Raw genomic sequence first — 26,499 nt, forward strand, 5'->3', positions numbered from 1 at the left:
CCCTTGCTAACCCGTGTTGCAAGGGCTTTTATTTAGCTATTCAATGAGGTGTATTATGGATAAAAGAGTGCAAAATGTGGTGGTTGTAGGTGGCGGAACCAGTGGTTGGATTACCGCTGCGCTACTGAGTAAAATACTGGGTCATACATTAAATCTCACCTTAATTGAATCGGATAAAATTGGCATTATTGGTGTGGGCGAAGCGACGATCCCACCGATTATCCATTTAAATAATGCCCTTGGGATCAGTGAAAAAACCTTTTTAAACGAAACAAACGGCACCATAAAACTTGGGATAGAATTTGATAACTGGGGCCAACACGGTGACAGTTACATGCATGCATTTGGTGGGATTGGCAAAAATCTCCCATTTTGCGATTTTCATCATACGTGGTTACGGTCTCAACAGCTCGGTGATAGCGCAGATTTCTGGCGTTATTCACTGAACTATCAAGCTGCGAAACAGAATAAGTTTGCTAAACCCCCAGCAGGGCAAGGCGGGTTAGAATATGCCTACCATTTCGATGCCGGTTTGTATGCCAAATTGTTAAGCCGTTTAAGTCAGCAACAAGGGGTGACACGTATCGAAGGTGTGGTTGCAGACGTGCAGGTTGATGGTGACAGTGGCAATATTTTGTCAGTGCAATTGGATTCTGGTGAGCGGATCGACGGCGATTTGTTTATTGATTGCACGGGATTAAAGGCATTGCTGATTGAACAAACCCTTAATACAGGGTTTATTGATTACTCACATTGGTTACCGTGCGATCGGGCCGTCGCGGTACCGAGTGAAGGTGTATTGCCGATTATTCCTTATACGCGCTCTACGGCGCATCAAGCGGGTTGGCAATGGCGGATCCCTTTACAACATCGTACAGGCAATGGTTTGGTTTATTGCAGCCAGTATATGAGCGATGATCAAGCAATTGAGACCTTATTAAGCAATCTTGATGGCCCAGCACTCGCTGAGCCTAAAGTGATTAAGTTCAAAACAGGGGTACGGCGTAAACAATGGCATAAAAATGTGGTGGCAATCGGTTTATCGAGTGGTTTTTTTGAGCCTTTAGAATCAACCAATATTCACTTAATCCAAACAGCTGCGATCCGTTTGATCAAGTTATTTCCTCACCAAGGGATGGATGAATCTATGGTGGCAGAGTTTAATCGCCAATCACGGGTGGAGTCTGATCGGATGCGTGATTTTATTATTTTACATTACACATTAAATCAAAAAACCGACAGTCCATTTTGGCAACGGTGCCGAAATATGGATATTCCCGACACCTTGAAAGCAAAGATGGATCTGTTTGCTGATACTGGCCGTGTATTTCGTGAACAAGATGAGTTGTTTACCGAAATTGCTTGGCAACAGGTAATGATTGGGCAAAACCTGCGACCAAACGATTACCACCCGGTTGCTGGTGGATTATCTACAGAGCAAGTACTCGAATTCATGAAAAACCTGAGAACACTGACCGATAGGCAAGTAACACAGTGGCCCACTCACGATGAATTTTTAGCGTCTTTATAAACGAGTATTTTATGAAATTTTTTTTGTTGCTGGGTCTGTTTATTCTCAGCCTTCCCAGTGTTTGCGTACAAGCGTCGACTGAGATAGTGGTTGAACCGCCTTCTTGGTGGGTTGGTATGAAGTCAAACGAACTACAACTGTTACTTCGAGGCTCCGACTTCAAAGGTACAGAGCTGAGCTTATCAGAATATGCGGGTGTTAAGCTGACGCAATACACAGTGCTTGAGAATAGTTTGTATGCCACGATTGATCTGTTGATTGAGCCCAGTGCACAACCGGGTGAAATCACCTTGACTGTGCATTTTGCCAATGGCAAACAGCAAACGATTAATTACGCATTCGCAGCCCGAACGAAAGGCAGTGCCATGCGACGCGGTTTTTCGACGGGTGATGTGGTGTATTTGATTAATCCTGATCGGTTTGCCAATGGCGACAAGCGCAACGACTCAGTGGCTGCTTTAACTGAAAAGGCTAACCCAACTCATCCAGATGGTCGCCATGGCGGAGATTTAAAAGGGATTATTAATCAGCTTGATTATTTAGCTGATTTGGGAATCACACAGCTTTGGTTGACGCCAGCACTTGAAAATAATCAACCCGATTACTCGTACCATGGCTATGCGATAACTGACTTTTATCAAATTGACGCGCGGATGGGCGACAACACTGTGTATCAGCAATTGTCACAGCAGGCCAAACAAAAAGGCGTGGGATTGATTATGGACATGGTGCTTAATCACAGTGGTTCAGAGCATTGGTGGATGAAGAACCCACCTACCAGTGACTGGATTAATTTTGCTGGCACCTTCAGTGGCACCAGTCATGCCCGTCAAACCATTCAAGATCCGTATGCAAGTCAAGCAGATAAGCGACAGTTTAGTGATGGATGGTTTGTGCCAACCATGCCAGACCTTAACCAGCGCCAGCCGATTTTAGCTACTTATTTGATTCAAAATGCCCTGTGGTGGATTGAATTTGCCGATTTATCTGGCATACGTGTCGATACTTATTCGTATTCAGATCAACAGTTTTTGGCCAAGTGGACTGAGCGTATTATGAGTGAATATCCACAGTTTAATATTGTGGGGGAAGAATGGACAACCAACACCGCAACAGCCGCATATTGGCAAGCAGGAAAAATCAATCATGATGGTTATACCTCAGCGTTACCCAGTGTGATGGATTTTTCGTTGCAACAAGCGGTGGTGTCGGGGCTAAACGAGCCAGAAAGTTGGGATACTGGGCTGATAAAAATTTATCAATCGCTGGCGAACGACTTTTTATATGCTGATCCAAACAAGGTACTGGTGTTTGCAGATAACCATGATATGAGCCGTGTGTTTACAGAGCTTTATAATGATATCGCCAAAACAAAAATGGCCTTAGGTTTGCTGCTTACTACACGTGGGATCCCACAATTGTATTATGGTTCAGAAATTTTAGCGCACAATAACGATTCAGATGCCCATGGGGTGATCCGTGTTGATTTTCCTGGTGGGTTTGGCACTCAAATGGCAAATGGATTTACAGGTCAAGGATTACGGCCTGAGCAGTTGGCGATGCAAAATTGGTTAAAAAAATTACTCAACTACCGTAAACAACAACCCTTGTTTGCCGCGGGGAAATTAATGCATTTTAGCCCAGAACAAGGAGTGTATGTTTATTTTAGGTATTCAGAAACGCAATCAGTGATGATGGTACTAAATCGTAACGTTGAAAATACTGTACTGACACTTGAGCGCTTTACTGAGCGATTAAATGGTTTTAACTGGTATCAGACACCGCTTCAAGCTGTGAAAAATCAGCCAATACCCGAGCAACTATCGTTGCCTGCGCAAAGCTTTACTATGTATGAATTAAGCCGATGAATAGGGTGAATACGTATGCAAGTGCTATCTCTTTGCCAGCGTTCGCTTTAGTATTTTTTTATGTGGAAGCGAAGAATAAATAATATGAATATTTTAACTCATCTCAGCTATTCAATACTGGAACGGCCAATTAAGTATTTTGGTTTGCTGTGTGGCGTGGGCATGCTCCAAAGTTGCTATTTCGTCGATACAGAAACGGCTTTGATAGCCTCTCAAAGAAACGATAGCGTATCGACCTCTCAAACTAAGCCTGTAGTGTATCAAATGTTCACTCGTTTATATGGCAATAAAAATACAAACAATATCGCATGGGGAACAGTTGCAGAAAATGGTGTGGGGAAGTTTGACGATATCAATGCACAAGCGCTGAGCGCAATTAAGCAATTGGGAGTGACTCACGTGTGGTACACAGGTGTGTTACACCACGATGTGATTGCCGATTATAGCCAATTTGGTCTGAGTTTAGATGATCCAGATGTCGTAAAAGGCCGAGCAGGCTCGCCGTATGCGATAAAAGACTACTATAACGTCAACCCTGATTTAGCCCGTCACCCAGCCAATCGTTTAGCTGAATTTGAGAATTTGATTGCACGTACTCATCAGCATGAGATGAAAGTGGTGATAGATATTGTGCCTAATCATGTGGCGCGAAATTATCAGTCTTTATCTAAACCAGATGGGATCAGTGACTTTGGCCAGCACGATGACACATCTGTTGAATATGCAAAGCACAATAATTTTTATTATGTGGTGGGCGAAAAATTTAAGGTGCCAAACTCTTTAGAAGGGTATCAGCCTTTGGGTGGCGAACCGCATCCGTTAGCGGATGGAAAATTCGACGAGTTTCCAGCCAAATGGACAGGAAATGGCTCTCGGTTGGCGCAACCGCATTTTCATGATTGGTACGAAACTGTCAAAGTGAATTACGGTGTGCGCCCAGATGGCCGTTATGACTTTCCTCGTTTACCAGCTGAACTTGCAGAGCAGGATGTTCGCATGCATGCCCAATTTTGGGCAACGCAGACAGATCTCCCCGATTCTTGGTATAAATTTCGTGATATTGCCTATTACTGGCTCGATAAAGGTGTCGATGGCTTTCGCTATGATATGGCCGAAATGGTGCCAGTGGAATTTTGGAGCTTTTTAAATTCAGCGATTAAGATGAAAAACCCCGAAGCATTTATTCTAGCTGAGGTCTATAACCCTGAGTTATATCGCCCATATATTCAGCTCGGTAAAATGGACTATTTGTACGATAAAGTGGGTTTTTACGACACGTTGAAAGGATTGATGCAAGGCAAACAAACAAGTCAGACTTTATTTGATGTGTTTGAACAAGTGGCAGATATAGAGCCGCACATGTTGCACTTTTTAGAAAATCATGACGAACAACGTATCGCAAGTCCTGAATTTGTAGGCAATGCCGATATAGGCAAACCCGCTATGGTGGTATCGACCTTGATGGGGCAAGCGCCGACGATGCTTTATTTTGGCCAAGAAGTCGGAGAGCCGGGGGCTGAACAAGCCGGGTTTGGCCAACCGAGTCGCACTAGTATATTTGATTATATCGGCGTCCCTGCGCATCAACGCTTTATGAATAATGGTGCGTTTGATGGTGGCCAACTGACTGAACGCGAGCGGCAGTTGCTGGGATTTTATCGAGCGCTGTTGCCTTTATCTGCTTTAGAAGTCTTTACATCAGGAGTGTATTTGCCGATTAATGAAATGCTCGATACCCCTGCTCAAGCAAATTTAGATAACATTGTGGCTTTTACACGGTTTACCGAACATGACGTGGCGCTGGTGGTGAGTAACTTTTCGACGGTAGATAATTCTTCGCTATTTTTTCACCAACAAAATCATTTAGCGACGATCTGGCAGTGGCCAGATGGGCGATATACTTTGTATGATCGATTAAATCCGGAGTCATCAGCGACTTATCAACTTTTGATTGAACAAGGCCGCGCTACACTCAATTTGAATTTAGCTCCTTTGCAAAGCGTTATTTTAACGACAGCGCGGGCAGTGACACTTTCAACACAACAAAACAATAAGAAGGCGCAGTAATGACAGAGCAAAAACCGACCTTGTCATTTTGGCAAATTTGGAACATGTGTTTTGGATTTTTAGGGATCCAGTTTGGTTTTGCACTGCAAAACGGCAATGTTTCACGTATTTTTCAAACCTTAGGTGCATCGATTGATGACATTCCCATTTTATGGATCGCAGCGCCACTGACTGGGCTAATCGTGCAACCAATTGTCGGTTACATGAGTGATAAAACTTGGGGGAAGTTAGGGCGAAGACGTCCATATTTTTTATGGGGGGCGGTGATGACGACCCTTGCGCTCGTGGTGATGCCTAATTCACCTACTTTATGGATTGCCGCAGGCATGCTGTGGATTATGGATGCATCAATCAATGTCACAATGGAACCATTTCGGGCCTTAGTGGGCGACAATTTACCTAATAAACAACGTGCAACAGGGTTTGCCATGCAAAGCTTTTTTATTGGGATTGGGGCCGTGGTGGCGTCTGCTCTGCCTTGGATGATGGCGAACTGGTTTGAAATCAGTAATGTGGCACCAGAAGGACAGATCCCAGATTCGGTCAAATATTCGTTTTACTTTGGTGCAGCGGTGCTGTTCGTTGCTGTGGGTTGGACGATACTCACTACCCGCGAATACAGCCCCGAAGAGCTCGCGCGCTTTGAGCAAGCCACATTAACACAGCAGGCTGAACGTGATGACAGCCGTATTGTTTTTACTCATGGTGTGCTTTTAAACAGCGCCATAGCTGCAACAATTTTAGCGAGTGTGTATGTATTTTCTCTCGAAAAAGAGCTCTATTTAGCTGGTTTAGGTCTCGCTGCTTTTACTCTAATGCAATGTTTGTCGAATTGGCAACAGCAAACAAAGCGCACCAATAATGGCTTTTATCAGGTGATGGCTGATTTATTTACCATGCCAGAGGCGATGAAACAACTAGCCTGGGTGCAATTTTTTAGTTGGTTTGCTTTGTTTGCAATGTGGATTTATACCACCTCTGCGGTGACGGCTCATCATTATGGTTCGAGTGATCCATTAACCAGTTTGTACAACCAAGGTGCAGATTGGGTTGGAATACTCTTTGCCGCGTATAACGGCTTTGCTGCACTGGCGGCGTTTGTGATTCCAATCATGGTTAAAAAACTTGGCATTAAGGTATCCCATATGATCAATCTTGGCCTTGGTGCACTGGGCTTAGCATCGTTTTTAGTGATTGATGATCCCAAGTGGCTGCTGGCGTCTATGGTTGGAATTGGCTTTGCATGGGCCTCAATTTTGTCTTTGCCTTATGCATTATTAAGCAGCGCAGTGCCCAGTGACAAAATGGGGGTGTATATGGGGATTTTTAATTTCTTTATTGTCATTCCACAACTACTAGCCGCCAGTGTACTGGGGGTATTAGTGAAGCAACTGTTCGCAGGTGAAGCGATTTATGCGCTGATTTTAGGCGGCGTGTCTTTCTTAATTGCCGCAGTGTGTATGCTGCGTGTAAAACAACAATAATAAGTGATGTGTATGACTATTAAATCGACTTTAGCGCTGGCTATTTTGAGTGCAACCTTAGTAGGTTGCCAGCAGCCGGCTACATCAACGGCACCAGCCAAATTGGCAGGCAGTGCACCAGGTGCACCGGGTGAGACACCTTATTGGGCCTATTCGGGGAAAACGGGGATCGGCACCTCGTATGAGCAATATCAGCAATTACAGTATAGTAATGACGCACCAACAGGGGCGGTGTCTAAAGTGTGGTTCAGTATTGCACAAGGGATCATCACCGAAACCATGTTTGGCTTAATCCATCAAGCGCAGATTAAAGAGATGCAATTGGTGATTAAAGGGGCTGACTATGTCGCCACTGAGCGTGATGATACCCAGAGTGTGATCGAATATTTAGATACAGATGCAAGCGGGCGACCGCAGTCTTTGGCGTATAAAATCACTAATACAGATAAGCTTGGTCGTTTTAAAATTGTTAAACATGTCTTTACCGATCCTGATGGGCAAACTTTGTTTGTCCGCCATCAAGTGGTGAGCTTACAAGGTGAAATTGAAGCCTTTGTGAGTGTCAATCCATATGTGAACAATAATGGCATTGGCGATAGCGCTAAAGTAGTCGATGGAGCACTGGTTGCCTGGGATCAGGATAACTACCTAACACTTAAATCAAGCACCGGCTTTGAACAAGCAATGGTCGGGTTTACAGGTGAGTCTGATGGCTTGAGTCAATTACAGGCTAAACAAGCCCTGATTGCCTATCAAGACACGGGTGAACAACCAGGTAATGTGTCGTTTTTTGCTAAGTTAGGCCACATAGATCAGCACACAGCTCAGGGCAAAACATTTGATTTGCAGTTAAGTTTTGGAAAAAGCGAAGCGGAGAGTTTGCAACAAGCCAACCAGAGCCAAGCGCGTGGTTATGATGAGGTTTTGGCTCATTACAATGGTGAAGGTGAGCAAATTGGCTGGCAAGACTATTTAACTAGTTTACCGCAATTAGCTGCGCTTTCAGCCAGCACCACCGATGAAGGTAAATTATTATACACCAGTGCCTTGGTGCTCAAAGCCCAAGAAGACAAAACCCACGCAGGTGCATTGATTGCTTCTTTATCGAATCCGTGGGGAGACACTGTCAAAGCTGTTGAAGGGCATACAGGATACAAAGCTGTGTGGGTGCGAGACTTTTATCAAGTGGCGATGGCCCTGTTGGCTATAGGGGATACTCAAAGTGCAAAAACAGCGTTTAATTATTTAGAAAAAGTGCAAGTGAATGCAAATACACCAGGAAATGGCGGTGATACCGGCTGGTTTTTACAAAAAACCCATGTTGATGGTGAGCTTGAGTGGGTTGGAGTGCAGTTAGACCAAACAGCGATGCCGATTATGCTGGCCTGGAAACTTTGGCAAGCCAAGACATTGACTGATTCTGAATTGGTGAACTGGTATCAAAAAATGCTCAAGCCGGCCGCTGATTTTTTAGTGCACGGTGGACGCGCAAAAATCCTTTGGAATGACACACAGATCAACCCACCATTGACACAGCAAGAGCGTTGGGAAGAGCAAGCCGGTTATTCACCTTCAACCACCGCTGCTGTTGTTGCAGGTCTTATCACCGCCGCTGACATTGCAAAGCTAGCTGGCGATACTGAATCTGCGACTGTATATCTCAATACTGCCCTTCGTTACTCATCCGAGATTGAGCAACAAATGGTGACCTCTAAAGGTCAATTACCAGGCAGTGATGGCCATTATTATATCCGTATAAGCCAAGATAACGATGCCAACAGCCAGACAACATTAGCCAGTAATAATGGCCGTGAGGGCATGGCGAAAAGCCTTATTTTAGATGGCGGATTTTTAGAGTTAGTTCGTTATGGCGTCAGAGCGGTCGATGATCAGCATATTCAAGCTAGTCTGGCAGAATATGACGATGAAACGTTACCTGAGAACTTACGGGTTAAATACAGCTTTACATTTGATGGTGTTGCTGGGCGCTTTCCTGGTTGGCGACGCTATGGAAATGATGGCTACGGCGAAGATGAAGTCACGGGTACTAACTATGCAGAACTCGGTGACAATACCCCAGGCCAACGGGGCCGAGTTTGGCCGTTTTTTACTGGTGAACGTGGACATTATGAGCTTGCTCGTGCTAGCAGAGATTCCGATGGTCAGCCTGTTGCTCAACAAAAAATTAAAGCATTAAAAAATACCTATGTAAAAGCGATGGAACTATTTGCCAATCAAGGCATGATGCTCCCTGAGCAGGTGTGGGATAACGTGGGGGTGAATCCACAGGGATACCTATTTGGTGAAGGAACTAACTCCGCGACACCATTAGCTTGGACGCATGCTGAATACATTAAACTCGTACGTTCATTACATGATCAGCAAGTGTGGGATCACTACCCGATTGTGTCTAGTACCTTGAAACAGTAGCTGCAACTCATCAGCAAACTGATCAATCGCTTGGTCAGTTTGCTGATTGCACATGCAAACGCCCTGCAGAGAATGTGATTAAAAGTATCAGATTGTTACTCAAAAAGGTTCATACTGTTTGCGTGTTGTGCTTTAATAGCTCGGTTAATCGTTTCAGGGTGTTGGGTTTACATCTGTGCAGTTTATTTTTCGTGTTAAAGAAAGACCGTTACATATAACAATTCATATCCGTTTAGCTTGCGGACGTACGCTGCTGCTCAATGATCAAGCAGATGCGACGCCGGTTTATTTTCAAACTATCTATCAACTCGCAACGATTAAAGCCCAAAGCCTGCTAAATGAAGATGCATGCTACAGTGATGGCTTTATTTATAAAGATCTGTTATTCGAAGCTGTCTATCCCGACGAAACCCCACCAAAAACTCATCAACGAATTAACAAACACTTGTCGCGCTTTAACCAAAAAGTCCAACAGGTGTTGAGCCAACACGAGGCAGAAACAGCATTAGCAACGCACAGTGATCGTAAAAAAGATGGTGAGGTTCAGGTGAGCTTTGTGCCGGATGATATTGTGATTTATCTCGATGAGCAATGTGTCTTGGCAACCGTTGAACAACCCGCGCTTATGGAAGCCGAACTTGTTAACAAATCCGAAGAGGCAGGCCATACAACGGTGCTTGCAGCTCGGGAAGTTAATGACAAAATCGATACAGCTCACTTTGGTTTTCCTGCTTGGCAGGCGATGCGAACATTCATTAAAGGGTTATTTGAAAGCCGATTTGCTAAAGGGTTTGCACTTGGCTTGCTTGGATTAGGTTACTTGAATGCCTTTAAGCAACATCCACACCCTGTCGATGTGTCTTTACACGCTCAGCCTGTGATGAGCCAAGTCATGACAAATGAGACTCAATCGGTTGTTGTAAATGATAAACGGGTTGCAGATAATGCGGACCTTTTCGCTTTGTCTAATAAAGTGGTTTTTGATTTAAGTGCAAGTAAAACTCAATTTGAATCTGCGATAAATTTGCATAAAGAAACACGCGACCCAAGTTTATTTTCTGAGCTTAAACATTCTGTTGCGTTGATGTCTGATCAAAAAGTACTGTCTCCGACTTCTTTAGCGACCGCTATTTATATTGCGCAAGATGAAGCTCGATTAAACGATGCATTAAACCTCTTAAATAACGCCGCGGATTTAGGGATGTTTTCTGAGCAATGGCTGACAAGTCGCCATGCATCGATTTTACACCAAATGGATGATTGGCAAGGACTGATTGAACTGATAGAGGGCCGTGGCCTTGCTGTTTTAACACCAGAGCTGGGGACTTTTTTGCAAAAAGCCTACGTTGGACAAGGTGAGTTGACCCCATTTTATGAATTAAATCAACAGATGTTGCACAGAGTTTCAGAGCAACTGCAAAGCACCCCAATGTGGTTACACCAGCAAGAGGCACACATTATCTCGGCGTTGGAACTCCTGAGCCAACCAATCGAAATAGTCGATCGAAATTTGTTTGCCCATGCGCTGCGGCTCATCCGTGATTCTGAGCTTCGCACTGCAGCTCTGGATGTCCCAACGGCAACATTGGTGTTGGATTATCAATCATTACTGATCCGTCAAGGGAGCTTTCTGTTAGGTGACTTAACAGCACTTGAACAGGAAATAGACAAACAAATCAGTTTATTGCCATATTCTATTTAAGGCCAAACCACCCCTTTCTAATCATTCAGTCTGTGAGTGCGCTGGTTGAGTGTCTAACCACTAACTCTGGAGTAAGAATATCGTGGACCACGGCTTGACCGGCTATCAATTTTAATAAATTCTCGACCAGCATTTCACCTGCTTTTGATGTACTTTGTGAAATTGTGGTGAGGGGAGGGTTTACAAAGCTGGCTACAGGAATATCATCAAATCCTATCACCGAAACATCTTCAGGTACTGACAATCCAGCTTCTTTGAGTGCCCGAATAGCCCCAATCGCAATTAAGTCACTTGCAGCAAATAAAGCATCAAATTGAATTTTATTACTGATTAATGAATGGGTTGCATGGTAGCCTGAGCTCTCTGTTGAGATGGCATTGGCAATTTTACGAGTGTCGATTAAGCAATTGTGTTCGGCTAGGACATCTTTAAACCCGTTAAATCGTTCATTAAACTCAGGGCTGTGTTCAGAAGCATCGCCAATAAAGGCAAATTGACGACGTTGTTGTGTTAGTAAATGTTCTCCAGCTAAACGCCCACCTAAATAGTTATCGCATCGTAATGAAAGATCTGGGCGGTTAGGGACTTGCGCGCCCCAACAGACAAATTTAGTTTGGTTGGCCATTAGCTTATCGAGTTTTTCTTGGTAATCGATAAAATCACCATAACCAAGTAAAATCAAACCATCGGCACGGTGACTGTCTTCATAATCAGCATGCCAATCTTGGCTCGCTTGTTGGAATGAGACCAGTAAATCATATCCCGCTCGAGCACACGCACGGGTGATGCTACCGAGCATAGCTAAAAAGAATGGGTTTATCTGGGAATCATCCGCAGTGGGATCTTCAAACAATAATAAGGCCAACGTGCTGCTTTGTTGGGTGCGTAAATTACTGGCATTTTTATCGACTTTATAATTCAGTTGCTTGGCAATTTCATGCACTTTTTTACGCGTTTCTTCATTAACGAGCGGGCTGTTTCTCAGCGCGCGTGAAACAGTTGACTGCGATACGCCTGCGTAGTGAGCAATATCAAAAGACGTGGCTTTACCTTTCATCTTACATCCCAAACCAAAATGGACTCATCAGCAAATAAGCTGATTTTTGTATAATATATGAATGAATTGGCAGTTATTTATTGAAATTCACCTGACACCGGTGTCATAATGTGGCAGTTTTATCGTATTGTTGTCAATTCGTATATTTATCAAAAATTCACGATTAGTACGCTTCTTTTTGTAGCGAGAAGAAGGTAACACAAATCGGAATTCAATGACTAGTGTCAGGGTGATTTGATGGGTAAGTTTCAATTCGATATAAAAAGCCTTTGGCAGAAAAAGTGAGAGAAACACGATGAACAGTGTCACTAAATTTCAACCGATTATTGTCGCAGATGTAGGCGGAACCAATGCACGCTTTGCTTTGGTCACTGATTTTGATAGCGCATCATTGCAATTTACTATCACCCATGCCCACACTTTTGTCAGTGCTGAGTACTCGTCTCTTGAGTCGGTGTTATCTGCGTATATTAAGACTTTACCCTTCTCACAACCTACACGAGCAGCACTTGCCGTTGCAGGACCAATGAAAAGCCAAGAGGTTAACTTAACAAATTTAGGCTGGCGCTTTACTTTAGATGCATTAAAAGCTGAGTTTAATTTTCAAGAGCTAAAAGTCATTAATGATTTTGCCGCCTTTGCGTATGCAGCGCCTTATTTAAAAGCGGATGAAAATCTCCCAATCAAACACGGTACGGCAGAATCTTATAGCAATATTGCGGTAATGGGACCTGGTACCGGTTTTGGTGCAGCAGCATTGGTGTTTAATGATCGCCAGCAAAGTGTGCTGAGCTGTGAAGCGGGGCATATTACACTTGCTGCAGTGAATGAGTTTGAACGTAAATTGATCAGTGTTATTGCCCAAGAAGCACCTCATGTTTCGGTTGAAACTGTTTTTTCAGGCTCCGGATTAGAGCGCTTATATCGCGCGGTTGCCACTGTGAATCAACAGCCCGTTGAGGACTATTCAGCTGCTCAGATTTCTCAGTTAGCGCTGTCTGGTGAATGTGAAGTATGCATCCAAACCCTTGAGCAATTTTGTGATTGGATGGGGAGTGTAGCGGGTGATTTAGCACTCACGTTTGGTGCGCGAGGTGGGGTGTTTATTGGTGGCGGTATTTTGCCACGAATGCAAGATGTGTTGTTACGCAGCCAGTTTTCTGAGCGGTTTGCGAATAAAGGTATTATGAGCCATTACGTGGCAGATATTCCGGTTACTTTAGTAACCCAAAATAATATTCCATTTATTGGAGCGGCAGCGAGTTTAATCGCGCAATAAATTAAGTAATAAATGCCTGTTAAGGGTATTTATTAATGAGAGTTGAAATGGAAAAAATCACGATCAATAGTGTTGCCAAGCACGCTGGTGTATCAAAAAAAACCGTGTCACGTGTGTTGAATAACGAAGTAAACGTTAGTGATGCAACTCGTGAAAAAGTGTTGGCGGCGTTTAAAGAACTCGATTATAAACCCAATCCTATCGCAAGAGGCTTGGCCAATAATCGTAGCTTTATTATTGGTTGCCTATACGATAATCCAAGTAAAAGTTATATAACACGTGTTCAAACGGGCGCGCTCAAGGCATGCCAAGAGCAGCAATACCATCTATTGATCCATCCTTGTGAGCACCGGGGCCAAGCCTTACTCGATAATATTGAGACATTGCTGCACACCTCGCAGCTTGATGGCATTGTATTGACGCCGCCTTTTTCAGATCAAAAACCTTTAGTGGATTTTCTAAAAGCTAAAAATGTGCCGTATTCACGGGTTGCTTCAGTGTTATTAGATGATGATTCTATCTCTATTGGTAGCAATGACGGCTTTGCAGCTTATGAAATTACCAAGTTGTTGATCTCCTTAGGGCATCGTGACATTGCCTTTATTAAAGGGCACCCTGATCACAGTGCAACAGAACAGCGTTTTTTAGGGTATAAACAAGCATTAGCAGAAAGTGGCATTGCTTTTTCGGACCGCTTAGTTGATGAAGGTAATTTCAGTTATCACTCAGGGGAAGACAGTGCTCGGCGCATTTTAAATTTATCTCCAAGACCGTCAGCTGTGTTTGCATCGAATGATTACATGGCAGCGGCTGTATTAAAAGTTGCGTCGCAGTTAAAATTAGCCGTGCCCCATGATCTATCGATTGCGGGTTTTGATAATGCACCGATTGCACGACATATTTGGCCTGGCTTAACCACCATTGCTCAGCCTGTTGAGCAGATGACACACATCGCTGTGACTAAGTTAATCGAACAAATTAAACAGCCTGATGGCGGCATTTACAAAGAAAACTTACCTGCGACCTTAATCACCCGAGAATCTACCGGTCCTTACATCGCAAAGTAATTATTTCATTTAAATTCAGTATATTAAAAACGCCTTTATTGGGCGTTTTTTTATGTCTGCTCAATGACAATTCTGTGAAGCTTTGAATTTAAACTCGCTATTATTAAAAAGATAAACTAATTTTAGTTTTGAAGGTTGACACCGGTGTCACAAACATGAGTTAATACAGTGACACCGGTGTCAGGTTGTGATTGTGAGAGACATAACCTAATACCGCACCTTTGAACGGGTAAATCAAAATGCGCTCAGTACTGTGACTCGCCCTGGAGTCGGGTGAGTTTAGTACTGAGCCTTTTATCCACTATCAAAAAAGAGTTGAATTTTATGCTGCATCCTCGTATTCAAGAAGTCACTGAACGTGTAATCAACCGAAGCAAAGCGACTCGTGACGCCTACATGGCTCGGATTAACCATGCCAAATCTCAAACACGTGTCAGAGCTGGTTTAGGATGTGGTAATTTAGCGCACGTGATGGCAGCGTGTAGCTCAGATGAAAAATCATTATTAAAAGCAGACGAACAACCCAATCTCGCCATTATTAATTCTTACAATGACATGTTATCTGCGCATGTGCCTTACAAAGATTATCCAGATTTAATTAAAGACATCGCGAAAAAACATAACTCAACCGCGCAAGTTGCGGGTGGTGTGCCAGCAATGTGTGATGGCGTCACTCAGGGTCGCGATGGCATGGAATTATCGTTGTTTTCACGTGACGTGATTGCGATGTCAACTGCGGTTTCTCTATCCCATGATGTGTTTGATGGCGTATTTTGCTTAGGTGTATGTGACAAAATTGTCCCGGGGCTTTTAATCGGTGCGTTATCGTTTGGACACCTCCCTACGATGTTTTTACCAGCAGGTCCGATGCAGTCAGGTTTACCAAATAAAGAAAAAGCCCGTGTCCGTCAGCAGTTTGCACAAGGTAAAGTAGGACGTGAAGAATTGTTAGAAGCTGAAAGCGCTTCTTATCATAGCGCGGGGACTTGTACTTTTTATGGTACGGCAAACAGTAACCAAATGCTGATGGAAATCATGGGTCTACATTTACCAGGTAGCTCATTTGTTAACCCATATACAGAATTGCGTGATGGGTTGACGGCCCATGCTGTTGAAGAAATGCTGAAGCAGCTTATCGACACTAAAAATGCAAATTGTTTAGCAGATGTGGTGTCAGAAAAAACCATTATTAATGGTTTGGTTGGCCTCCTTGCCACAGGGGGGTCGACCAACCATGCAATTCACCTGGTTGCGATTGCAAAAGCTGCAGGCGTGATCCTAACGTGGAAGGACATGTCAGATTTATCTGAAGTCGTGCCTCTTTTAGCCCGTATTTATCCAAATGGTCATGCCGATGTGAATCACTTCCAAGCGGCAGGCGGGATGGGTTTCTTAATGCGTGAATTACGTAGTGCTGGCTTTTTACACGATGATGTGAAAACCATTGTTGGTGACGGGTTAGACCCTTATACCACAGAGCCAATGATTGCAAACGACAGCAATTTAATCATGAGCACCCAAACGGGCCCAGCAAAAGTGAAATGGGTTGCATGTCCTGAACAATCGCTTGATCAAGAAGTACTTCGCCCAATTTCCGATGCATTTAGCCCGCAAGGTGGTCTACAGCTGTTAACCGGTAACTTAGGTCATGCGGTAATAAAAGTGTCTGCTGTTGCTAAAGAGCACCAAGTTGTGACTGCACCAGCAAAAGTATTTAATTCACAAGCGGGCTTACAAGATGCGTTTTCTCGTGGTGAACTTGAAACTGATTTTATTGCTGTAATTAAAGAGCAAGGTCCTAAAGCGAAAGGCATGCCAGAACTGCATAAACTCACACCTATCATGGCCTCGCAACAAGATAAAGGTTTTAAAGTGGCCATAGTGACTGATGGCCGTATGTCAGGCGCATCAGGTAAAGTACCTGCCGCAATTCACCTTGCGCCTGAAGCCATTGAAGGTGGTGTGATTGGTAAAATCCGTGAAGGTGACTTAATTACCTTAGACGCCCCAGCAGGTTCGTTAGTGCTGCATGTTGAAGAAGCCGAGTTAGCGGCGCGTGAAGTAGAAATAAGTGTTCAAACGAATACATTTGGTACAGGCCGTGAATTGTTTGCCGGCTTTAGAAATACAGTCAGTAGTGCTGATCTAGGTGCCAGTGCATTTGGTTTAATTTACCCAGATTCAGAATAACCACGCGCAATCAAATAAGGATAATAACAATGAGTATTGAAAAGATTTTACGTTCGGCTCCCGTCGTTCCAGTGGTTGTCATTGATGACATTGACGATGCAGTTCCTTTGGCACAAGCGCTTTATAATGGTGGCTTACGTGCATTAGAAATTACACTGAGAACGCCAGTTGCTGCGCAAGCGGTGAAATTAATGAAAGCGGCGTTACCTGATGCCTACGTTGGTACGGGAACAGTTATTAACCGCGAAACTTTCCAAGCATCCGTAGATGCAGGTGCAGATTTTATGGTCAGCCCAGGGGTGAATGATGAATTATTAGCACTGGCTGCGGATTCAGATATTCCATTTTTACCAGGCGCTGCGACGCCAAGTGAAGTAATGAAGCTTGCATCACATGGTTTTTCATTTTTGAAATTCTTCCCGGCCGAAGCGGCGGGCGGCACAGCCATGCTTAAATCCATTAATGGTCCTTTACCACAAGTTCAGTTTTGTCCAACAGGTGGGATCAGTTTAGCAACAGCGCCAAATTATTTAGCGTTACCAAACGTTGTCTGTGTCGGTGGTACATGGATGTTAGATAAAACCTTAATTGCCAATAAAGATTGGACAGCAATTGAGAACTTAGCGCGTCAAGCGTGTGAATTGAATAGATAAGGGGAATGAGATGATTAAGGTAGCTATTAACGGTTATGGTCGTATTGGTCGTAATGTATTACGTGCTTTGTATGAGTCAGGCCGCAATAAAGACATTAAAATTGTCGCGATTAATGATTTAGCGCCAGCTAATGTCAATGCGCATTTAACACAATATGATTCTGTTCATGGTCGTTTCAATTTTCCTGTCACACTAGCAGATAACGCAATGGTTGTTGCTGATGACACCATTGTGCTAACACAAGAGCGCGATCCAGCTGACTTGCCTTGGAAAGAATTAGCAGTGGATATCGTTTTAGAATGTACAGGTTTGTTCACATCGCGTGAAACGGCTGGTAAACACATTACTGCAGGTGCAAAACGAGTCATTGTTTCAGCTCCAGGTACTGATATGGACGCAACAGTGGTTCATGGTGTTAACTCTGATGTGCTGACGCCAGAAAGTGTGATTATTTCAAATGCATCGTGTACCACAAACTGTTTAGCGCCTGTAGCTAAAATCTTAAATGATGCCATTGGTATTGAGCAAGGCAGCATGACGACCATTCATGCATACACGAATGACCAAAATTTATCAGATGTGTACCACAGCGATTTATACCGTGCCCGTAGTGCAACTCAATCGATGATCCCGACTAAAACGGGTGCTGCAAAAGCGGTGGGTCTAGTACTTCCTGAATTAGCGGGTAAATTAGACGGTATGGCTGTGCGTGTACCGACTATTAATGTGTCGTTAGTCGATTTAACTTTTATTGCTAAGCGCGATACCACTGCTGAAGAAGTCAATGCTGCGATTAAAGCGGTGTCTGAAGGAGCGATGGCGGGTATTTTGGAATATAACGAATCACCGTTGGTGTCGATTGATTTCAACCACAACCCTGCATCATCAATTTTTGATGCAACGCAAACCAAAGTAGATGGTAAATTAGTGAAAGTAATGGCTTGGTATGATAACGAATGGGGTTTCTCAAACCGCATGTTAGACCAAGTTGATACCTTAGCTAAATTAATGAGCTAATAGTTTTTAGTGTGTGACTTTTAGGCCGAATTTATCGGCCTTTTTTTATGTCTATTTTTCATTGGTCATGGGTTGACTCGATTTAAGGCAGGTAGATGCTGTGAGGTTAGTCTTGTAACTCTTGCGCCACTTCGGCAATTTGCTGGCGTAGCCAAATATGGCTGGCATCGCGGTGTAGTAATGGACTCCAAATCATATCCAGTTCAAATGGTGGGATAGCAAATGGCGGGTCGATAATTGTTAGTTCAGGATCATTTCGATAGATGTTGGCCGCTTTACTTGGCAAGGTTGCAATTAAGTTTTGTTCTTTTGCGAGGTGGATTGCAACGTGATAGTTACGTGTAAACGAAGCGATATTGCGATGCTTGCCTAAATTCGCTAATGCTTCATCGACCCAACCTAGTTTTTGGACATCTTCTGGATCCATGCCGACACCCACGCCAAACCCTGTTTTACTCACCCAAATATGGCGGGCTTTTAAATAGGCGTCGAGGCTGAAGCGATCGATAATAGGGTTATGCGCATTCACTAAGCACGAAAAGCTGTCTTTCCAAATGCGTTTTTGGTGAAACGATTGTGGTAGGTTTTCAAATCGATTAATGGCCATGTCGACTTTACCGTTTTCAACATCATGGAAAGTAACATCACTGGGCGTCATGATGTCTAAGGTGGTATCGGGTGCATGCAGCTGTAACTTAGATAATAACTTAGGTGCCAAAGTGCTGGCAGCGTAATCGCTGGCCATGATACGAAAGCAGCGTTTACTTTGACTGGGTTCAAAATCGCGATTGGGCTGCAGAGTTTCTTCAAGCGTTAGTAATACACCGCGAATCACAGGTTGCAGTTCGCGAGCACGCTCTGTGGGCACCATGCCTTCTGAAGTACGGACTAAGATAGGATCATTCAGTAAGTTACGTAAGCGTTTTAAACCGTTACTCATTGCCGGTTGCGTGATACTGAGTTGATTAGCCGCACGCGTAACATTGCACTCTCTTAATAGAGTATCAAGGTAGACAAGTAAGTTGAGGTCAATTTTACTAATATTCATTAATTACATACCTAACTTTATAATTATTTTTTGTATGAATGATAATACGGTGCCTTTTGGAAGGTTGCAATTACCAATTGTTTTTAAATCGTAAATGTTTCGGATAAGGGCAAATATTGGCTATTTTTTTGGCTTTAATATTTTGTTGCGCCTGTTTCCAATAATTCACATCCATTAATTCAGGATGAAGGGTATTTAACAACGTGCGCACAGTATCATTGGTGGTAACAAATGTTGTCAGTTGCTGAGGAAACACATCTTGTGGTGCAACAGAGTAACTTGATTCTGCCATTAAATAATCATCATAATTACTGGGTTGTGGTAAAGATCTAAAGTTCATATCAGTTAAGTATTGCACTTCATCGTAGTCGTAAAAAATAACCCGCTGATGGCTGGTCACACCAAAATTTTTCAGCAGCATGTCACCTGGGAAAATATTAACCGCGATCATTTCTTTGAGCGCTTGACCGTATTCATCTATCACGACACGGGTTTGAGCCTCGTTAGCATGTTCTAAGTACAAATTGAGCGGGGTCATGCGTCGTTCGATATACAGATGTTTAATGATAAGAAGATCACCATCAAACTCTAAAGATGCTGCAACGGTATTTTTTAGTTCGGTGAGTAATTCATCACTGATTTTATTAATCGGAAGTGCCACATTTGAGTATTCGATGGTGTCGGCCATCCGGCCTACTTTATCGTGGCGTTTGACTAATTGATAACGATCGAGCACCGTTTGGCGTCCAAAAGGTTTGCCTGAGCCAAATTTATCTTTGATCACTTTAAACACATAAGGAAAGGTTGGGAGTGTAAACACCGTCATCACCATGCCTTTGGTGCCGGCAGCTGCAATAAACTGCTGATCTGTATGTTTTAGTTGCGCGAGCAGTTCTCGATAAAATTGGGTTTTAGCTTGTTTGTGAAACCCGATCGCACTGTAGAGCTCCGCAGGGGTTTTATTTGGCATTAATTCATTTAAAAAGTGTACGAGTGCAGAAGGTGAGGCGGTTTCGACCATAAAATATGCACGTGCAAAACCAAAAATAACCCGCATTTGACTTGATTGGGTAATTAAGGCATCAAGGTATAAACCATGGTTGTAATGATGCAAAACGGGCACTATAAATGGCTGAATCCCACTTTTCGACACAACACGGCCGATTAAATAAGCTGCTTTATTACGATAAAATGGCTTTTTTAAGATATCAAAACGCATTTGGTGCGAGTGATGGTGAGTACTGGGAGCTTGTTTCAAAAATGCTTTAACCAGCAGTCGAATATCACGTTCTAAGTTAACAAACGGAACATTAAAATTAAATTGTGCAATGATGTCCCGAATGGTTTGCTTGAGGCCATCAACTACCGGGAAATAACTTTGATATTCGGATGCACACGGAATAGTCGGTTGTTCAGAAAGAGTCGTTTTCACGAATATATAATCATTATTAAAATAACTACGGTGGAATAAACGACAAAATACAGAGTTGTAAAAGGATTCTGCTAACTCAGGTTGTGGATGAAATAATAATAATTCATGATAAATCTTGCGGGTATTTTGCCATAATAATGGCTGGGCCGAATCAAGCGTAAGCTCTCCTAACTCGCTCTTTAGTGTATCGATTGTTTCATTAACGCGCAAATCGTAGTAGCTGATCCGCGCAGTCGTGGCTGATTGAATGGCTTGCCAATCAGCCTTTGCAAATGCTTGTGGCGCAGTGGCGGTAATTTGTTGGAATAATTGATAATGCTTTTTGTAGCCATTTAAAATTGTTTGGGCGATTTTTCTGGCACTTCGCATATAAGCCTCTTTTGAGTAATTACTCTATTTATGTGACAGTAACCTATGTTTGTTTAAGATTTCAACTGCTTCGTCAATATCATCAGTTAAATGAAATAAATTAAAATCAATAGGTTCAATTAAATCGAGCGGAATAAGCTGATCTTTTATCCAATTGATTAACCCTTGCCAAAATTCAGTGCCCATTAAAATAACGGGCATGTTGGAGATCCGCCCGGTTTGTAATAAAGTCAGGGCTTCAAACGTTTCATCGAGTGTACCAAAGCCACCAGGCATACACACATATCCTAAAGAATGCTTAACAAACATGACTTTGCGAGTAAAAAAGTAGCGAAATTCGATGGGGACGGTTTGATATGGGTTGGCAATTTGCTCATGGGGTAGTTCAATATTAAGCCCAACACTGCAGCCATTTCCTAAGCATGCGCCTTTGTTGGCTGCTTCCATGATCCCTGGGCCACCACCTGATATAATCGTAAAATCATTTTCAGCCAGTTTTTGTGCTAAGCGGACGGTCTTTTGATAGTAAGGTGAATCTTCACTTAAACGCGCCGAACCAAAAATAGAAACCGCAGGGCCAACTTCTGAAAGTTTATCAAAGCCATCAGCAAACTCACTGATAATCCGAAACATTCGCCATGATTCATCGCCTTTAAGGTTGTCGATCATTGTTAATTACTCCGCTTGTTTAACGAGCATAAACCAAACATTAATATAGTCAGGTAGGTGGCGATTGGCTTTGGCATATTCAGCAAATCCAGAATAGCTGCCAGCTAAGTAATCAAGCTGGTAGAGGTTGTCATCAAATGCACCGCCCGTATCCGCGAGGATAGCCATGCGGTATTCTTGATGAGATGTAAAGTTAAATTGGCTCAGTAATAAATGCCCTAAACCTAGGTGTTTAATATCACCTGCAAAAGTGACTTCTGGTTTGATGGTTGTTTTATAATCAGCATCTTTTCCATAGCCTAAAATGCCTTCTACTTGCTTAAAGAACCAGTAGCGCTCTTGCTGTTCAGGTTTCATATTTCGGTTATAGGCAATCCCGTTATTCCGATGGACATTAAAGACTTTTTGCTGCTCATCCACATCAACTACCACAGTGCCTTGTAACAAAGATGATTCTAGATCTTGGCGGGATAAATAAACTAGAGGCTTGGCAGTGTCGGCTGCTAGGCCTTGTTTTAAAACCATTTGTTTTTTGGTGTGATGACGTACCAGGTTTGGTTGTGCTTGCGCTTCTTCGAGCGGTAGCTGTATTTCGTCGTAGGGTAATGCATATAGAGCGTGGGGGAAATCAGAGGAGGGGGCTGCCTCACCTTTGGCCAAGTGCACATAATATTTGGTCATTAACAGCTGATCACTGGGTAAATTTTGCAGCAATGGCTTACGGTCAGAAAACTGAACGGCATTGGCGGTATCGGGTTGCCAACGAATGAACTCAAAATGTTGTGTAATAAAACTCATTGACTGGAGCCGAGATGGGCGATTGTGCTGTTTGTCTTGTTCTGTGATATGACAAATAAACGCTAACGTGTCAGAAATCCGTTTAGGGTTTACATTTAAGTGAGAAAGCGCCTGGCTATGAATGACCGCAGGATCGTACTGTGGGCCTTTATCCAAATAAGTACGTGTTGATGTCGCAACCTGACACAAATCGTCAGCATTGGTGTTGATAGGCAGCGCTTGTGTGAGGATCTCGGGCGAAAAAGATAAAGAAAAACACGAAAATGGCACAATCAGCGCAGCAGTAAGAACAGATTTAAACATAACAACATCTCAAAAGCATCGATGGGGTGAGTCTAATAAATCTCTACAAATAAGCAACTGATTTGCTTTGAATTGCCAAAGTGTAAGAGTTACTGATTATAACGCTTCTTTAGATCGGAGAGTTCATTGGTTAAACTGCTTAAGAGCTGACGTTGCTCTTGAACCAAGCGATCATATTTATCTTCAATAATATTTACTTCAGATTTAACCGTCTTTTCAAGTGCTTTTTTTGCCTCTTTATCCATTAAGCGTTCAAGCTTTTCGAGAGAATCACGGCGCTCTGTCATACGACTGCGCTGAAATTGCCTGATTTTTTGTTTTGAACCACGGATTTGAGACTCTAAAATATCAACTTGCTGGTTAAACTGTATTTTATTTAGTTGGACAACATCTTGAGCTGTGCTGCGGATATCGCGAGGAACAAAGGTAGAGACTGTTTTAGCTTCAGCATCTTTGCTACAAGGAAATTGGCTAATAATCACCCCTTTAGCGCCGCCATCACATTGATAGAAACGCGTATTATCAGTATTTGCTGATAACGGTAGGGTGATTGAAACAGTGATACATATACATAGTGTGAGTAAAGCTCGGCTTAGCGTCATTGTATCTCCTTTTGTTACATTTTAAACATAACCAGAGAATAATTTATCTACAAGTCGTACTTTAGTCTAGCGTTAATGATTAAATTGTTTCAGTTTTTTAATGCTTTCGACTAAAAAAGGCACATCTAATCTATGCTCTAACGCAAACCCCTGTGCTGCAGAAATATTTTTAAAACTGCCATCGGGCTCAATTAGAGTGATGCGATCTTTCTTATAAGCGACAAAGATACCTTGCGTATAATTGATTCCAGTTTCTTGCTCTGCTTGATAGAGGTTATGCCCCATGATAGTCGCATGTGCAACTTGATCACATTGCCATAATTGGCCAACAATTGTGGCTAATAAATCCATCGGCTGAACAATATCGCTGTGTAGACGCAAGTCACGATCATTCACATATAATGTGGAACTATGAATTGGACGAGCTTGATTAGGCGCAAGGCTAAAAGCAAAAATCAAATCAGCTTGTATCTGGCTATCGACATTCGCGTTGATCACAGACAGTGCAGGGTTGGAATCAGATACTGGTAAATACGCAAAATCTGAAAACCCACTTATCGCGATACTTAGGCTGGGATCTAACCACGTCGGTGAGACCTCATTTGCCATCAGTGCTGGTTTGTAATAAGCAGGCAAACCATAAATGAGATTAAACAGTGTATCTTGACTTAATGCTGGTTGAATAAAAGTATCAATTGCAAAATAAGGAGACACTTGCTTTGCTAGATATTGTTGTAATTGCGCATCGGTTTCGAACACTAAGACAGCAGCGGTTTGTTTTTGGCTTGAAATAGCACATGTAGGTATGTTGCTTGGTAATTGATAGTTTTGGTTGATTGTCGATAAACTTAAGTCACGTTCTTGATTATATAAATCAATATCCAATAGGTCATTCTTTGCAAGCAAGCTTTTAGCCGTCGTTGGGTAAGACAAGGGAAGTACATTATCTTGTTTGGTTATATCAAACTGTAAATTCGCATCTCCCCAGATATGTAATAAATGGCTCAAAGCAAAACAACTGACAAAAAGTGCGGTGATTTTCTTACCATGGGCTATTTGTTTTAGCTGTTCTAAATGACGCCAACAATGATTACTGATAATTAACTCGAACGCTAAGATGACTAACACAAAGGCGCCAGCAATGAACGTAGCTAACAAGGAACCTTGCACAAAGGTTTGCCAGGTCAAAGAAATAATTTGCTCTAATGCAGAAAGGCTCAGGTGATAACCTAAGTTAAAGTAGATAAAGGCATCTAACGCTAAAAGTGAGGCCCCAAAGGTCGCAAGAATTGCGGCCATACCGCGAATATGTCTTGGATAGGGGAAAACAAGGCTCAGTGGAAAAATAGTCAGAACAAACGCCATAAAGGTTAAAAAGCTAATATGGCCCACCCAGTTGAGCACTAAATAAATACTGCCCATCAATGTCGTAGGTGAGGTATCAGCGGCAAGGTAACCTAAACTGATGATTAATGCTAAACCAATATTAGCAAAGGTAAACCAGTGCCCCCAACTTAACAGTTGACTTGCTTTAGACGCAAACTGGCTTTGTCCTGATAGGTTCATTGATTATTTTACCGATTGTCTTAATGCTGCAGCAAAGTTACTGGTTAGGTCAGCTTGTTTAGACTCGGGCACATGTTCTTTGATAATATGCGTTAGGGTGTTACCCAAACACATTAAACTCAAGTCAACTGGCGCATTATGTTTTGATAAAACAGCAATGAGTTCATCAACGATTGATTCGACTTGTTCATTTGAGTATTTTGATAAAATTGGCATTAAAGGTTTCTTCATACAAGAAAAATTGTTCGCATATTAACATTGGAGGCGCGAAAAACAAAGATGACAACACAAGTTGAGAGGTTAGTCGTTCATTATGTCGACAAAAAAGACGAAAAAATCGATATCCATCTACGAAATGATGAGATGCCGATAAATGATCGTGTTGAAGTATTCATCGAACAACTCCATCATGCCTACAATGGAAAACCTGGCAAAGGGTTTTGTGGTTTTAGTGCAGAAAAAAATAGTGTGGTAGCCAGTGCATTACAAAGCTATCGTCAAGGGGAGTGTCATTTTTGGAATATGACAGAGCAGGCGACAGAGGTTTTAAAAGAAGAGTTAAATAAATATGCCTTTAACGAAACAGGCTATTTAGTTTTTTGCCATTACCGTTATGTGGCTGACGATTATATGATGATAGCGTTAATCAATATCAAAGATCATTATACTATAACGTCTGAGCTTGATTTAGCCTCATCACGCCATCTTGATATCAGCAGGATGCAATTAGCAGCAAGAATTAATCTGGCACAATGGTCTGCTCAGCCCGAAGATAATCGTTATGTTTCGTTTATTAAGGGTCGTGCGGGTCGTAAAGTGGCTGATTTCTTTTTAGATTTTCTTGGCTGTGAAGAAGGCATTGATGCTAAGCAGCAAAGCCAAGTAATGCTTGAAGCGGTTGAAGATTATCTGTCCGAGCAAGAATTCGATCGCACAGAAAAAAATGATTTGCGCAAGCAAGTATTTGATTATTGTAATGACTGCGTCACCACTGGCAGTGATGCAGACGTAGTGTCCCTTTCAGATACTATCAGCAAAGGTGATGGCACCTCGTTTGATACTTTTTACCGGGAACAACGCTATGATCTCGAGGAGACATTTCCGGTTGATAAAAAAACAGTCACCAGCATGGTGAAATTCTCAGGTGTGGGCGGTGGGGTGAGTGTAAGCTTTGAGCGTAAGCATTTAGGTGAACGAATCCAATACAATGAACATACCGATACATTAGTGATCAAAGGGATCCCTGCCAATTTAAAAGAGCAGCTACAAAAGTACTTATCTGAACAAGAAGAAGTTTAGAATTAACTCCGAACACTGACTAAGGATGATGGGTAGCTTTAAATCTACCCATAAAAAAAGCAGCTCT

20 protein-coding genes are annotated in these 26,499 nt (G+C 42.7%); 12 read left to right on the forward strand and 8 right to left on the reverse strand.

The window, feature by feature from the left end; genetic code table 11:
* Window positions 1–55 precede the first annotated feature (55 nt).
* The 6 genes from AC3KVK_RS07095 (at window position 56) to AC3KVK_RS07120 (ending at window position 11,082) form a co-directional block, all read left to right on the forward strand.
* Complete coding sequence (locus AC3KVK_RS07095) at window positions 56–1,531, forward strand: tryptophan halogenase family protein (RefSeq protein ID WP_490312103.1); 1,476 nt, start codon at window positions 56–58, stop codon at window positions 1,529–1,531.
* An 11-nt stretch (window positions 1,532–1,542) separates the two neighbouring features.
* Window positions 1,543–3,399, forward strand: coding sequence for a glycoside hydrolase family 13 protein (locus AC3KVK_RS07100; protein ID WP_490312102.1), 1,857 nt, complete (start codon window positions 1,543–1,545; stop codon window positions 3,397–3,399).
* 84 nt (window positions 3,400–3,483) lie between these two features.
* Complete coding sequence (locus tag AC3KVK_RS07105) at window positions 3,484–5,466, forward strand: alpha-amylase family protein (RefSeq protein WP_490312101.1); 1,983 nt, start codon at window positions 3,484–3,486, stop codon at window positions 5,464–5,466.
* A complete protein-coding gene (locus AC3KVK_RS07110) occupies window positions 5,466–6,950 on the forward strand; it encodes an MFS transporter (RefSeq protein WP_490312100.1) in 1,485 nt (494 codons plus the stop codon). Before AC3KVK_RS07105 ends, AC3KVK_RS07110 begins: the two co-directional genes overlap by 1 nt.
* A 12-nt stretch (window positions 6,951–6,962) precedes the next feature.
* Complete coding sequence (locus AC3KVK_RS07115) at window positions 6,963–9,380, forward strand: glucan 1,4-alpha-glucosidase (RefSeq protein ID WP_490312099.1); 2,418 nt, start codon at window positions 6,963–6,965, stop codon at window positions 9,378–9,380.
* A 175-nt stretch (window positions 9,381–9,555) separates the two neighbouring features.
* On the forward strand, window positions 9,556–11,082 hold the full coding sequence (locus AC3KVK_RS07120) for a hypothetical protein (RefSeq protein WP_490312098.1): 1,527 nt from the start codon (window positions 9,556–9,558) through the stop codon (window positions 11,080–11,082).
* A 25-nt stretch (window positions 11,083–11,107) separates the two neighbouring features.
* Here the strand turns inward: AC3KVK_RS07120 and AC3KVK_RS07125 are convergent, their stop codons facing one another.
* Window positions 11,108–12,139 (reverse strand): LacI family DNA-binding transcriptional regulator, encoded by a 1,032-nt coding sequence (locus AC3KVK_RS07125; protein WP_490312097.1) that lies wholly within the window; start codon window positions 12,137–12,139, stop codon window positions 11,108–11,110.
* A 295-nt stretch (window positions 12,140–12,434) separates the two neighbouring features.
* Between AC3KVK_RS07125 and glk the strand changes: the two genes are divergently transcribed.
* From glk to gap, 5 genes are all read left to right on the forward strand, one after another.
* On the forward strand, window positions 12,435–13,418 hold the full coding sequence (gene glk / locus AC3KVK_RS07130; protein WP_490312096.1) for a glucokinase: 984 nt from the start codon (window positions 12,435–12,437) through the stop codon (window positions 13,416–13,418).
* 47 nt (window positions 13,419–13,465) lie between these two features.
* Window positions 13,466–14,485, forward strand: coding sequence for a LacI family DNA-binding transcriptional regulator (locus AC3KVK_RS07135; RefSeq protein WP_490312095.1), 1,020 nt, complete (start codon window positions 13,466–13,468; stop codon window positions 14,483–14,485).
* A gap of 324 nt (window positions 14,486–14,809) precedes the next feature.
* Window positions 14,810–16,675 carry a phosphogluconate dehydratase gene (gene edd / locus AC3KVK_RS07140; protein ID WP_490312094.1) on the forward strand — a complete coding sequence of 622 codons (1,866 nt, stop codon included), beginning with the start codon at window positions 14,810–14,812 and terminating at the stop codon, window positions 16,673–16,675.
* A gap of 29 nt (window positions 16,676–16,704) precedes the next feature.
* The gene (eda, locus tag AC3KVK_RS07145; protein WP_490312093.1) at window positions 16,705–17,328 is read left to right on the forward strand and encodes a bifunctional 4-hydroxy-2-oxoglutarate aldolase/2-dehydro-3-deoxy-phosphogluconate aldolase; all 624 of its coding nucleotides are present in this window, start codon (window positions 16,705–16,707) and stop codon (window positions 17,326–17,328) included.
* Between the two features lie 10 nt (window positions 17,329–17,338).
* Window positions 17,339–18,346 (forward strand): type I glyceraldehyde-3-phosphate dehydrogenase, encoded by a 1,008-nt coding sequence (gap, locus tag AC3KVK_RS07150; RefSeq protein WP_490312092.1) that lies wholly within the window; start codon window positions 17,339–17,341, stop codon window positions 18,344–18,346.
* A 106-nt stretch (window positions 18,347–18,452) separates the two neighbouring features.
* Here gap and AC3KVK_RS07155 read toward each other — a convergent pair whose 3' ends face one another.
* The 7 genes from AC3KVK_RS07155 to AC3KVK_RS07185 form a co-directional block, all read right to left on the reverse strand.
* Window positions 18,453–19,394: a LysR family transcriptional regulator gene (locus AC3KVK_RS07155; RefSeq protein WP_490312091.1), complete on the reverse strand. Its 942-nt coding sequence runs from the start codon at window positions 19,392–19,394 to the stop codon at window positions 18,453–18,455.
* A 70-nt stretch (window positions 19,395–19,464) separates the two neighbouring features.
* Entirely contained in the window at window positions 19,465–21,195 is a 1,731-nt protein-coding gene (aceK, locus tag AC3KVK_RS07160; protein WP_490312090.1) for a bifunctional isocitrate dehydrogenase kinase/phosphatase, read from the reverse strand.
* Window positions 21,196–21,219: 24 nt separating this feature from the next.
* A complete protein-coding gene (locus tag AC3KVK_RS07165; RefSeq protein WP_490312089.1) occupies window positions 21,220–21,864 on the reverse strand; it encodes an LOG family protein in 645 nt (214 codons plus the stop codon).
* Window positions 21,865–21,870: 6 nt separating this feature from the next.
* Window positions 21,871–22,965 (reverse strand): hypothetical protein, encoded by a 1,095-nt coding sequence (locus tag AC3KVK_RS07170; protein WP_490312088.1) that lies wholly within the window; start codon window positions 22,963–22,965, stop codon window positions 21,871–21,873.
* Window positions 22,966–23,054: 89 nt separating this feature from the next.
* Window positions 23,055–23,567: a hypothetical protein gene (locus tag AC3KVK_RS07175; RefSeq protein ID WP_490312087.1), complete on the reverse strand. Its 513-nt coding sequence runs from the start codon at window positions 23,565–23,567 to the stop codon at window positions 23,055–23,057.
* Between the two features lie 72 nt (window positions 23,568–23,639).
* A complete protein-coding gene (locus tag AC3KVK_RS07180; protein WP_490312086.1) occupies window positions 23,640–25,133 on the reverse strand; it encodes a DUF3413 domain-containing protein in 1,494 nt (497 codons plus the stop codon).
* 3 nt (window positions 25,134–25,136) lie between these two features.
* A complete protein-coding gene (locus AC3KVK_RS07185) occupies window positions 25,137–25,349 on the reverse strand; it encodes a YejL family protein (RefSeq protein WP_086742213.1) in 213 nt (70 codons plus the stop codon).
* Between the two features lie 63 nt (window positions 25,350–25,412).
* On the opposite strand from AC3KVK_RS07185, the gene yejK reads away from it, so the two are divergent.
* A complete protein-coding gene (gene yejK / locus AC3KVK_RS07190) occupies window positions 25,413–26,432 on the forward strand; it encodes a nucleoid-associated protein YejK (protein ID WP_490312085.1) in 1,020 nt (339 codons plus the stop codon).
* Window positions 26,433–26,499: the final 67 nt, after the last annotated feature.

The sequence above is a fragment of the Pseudoalteromonas sp. J2K-J979 genome (genome assembly GCF_058169715.2).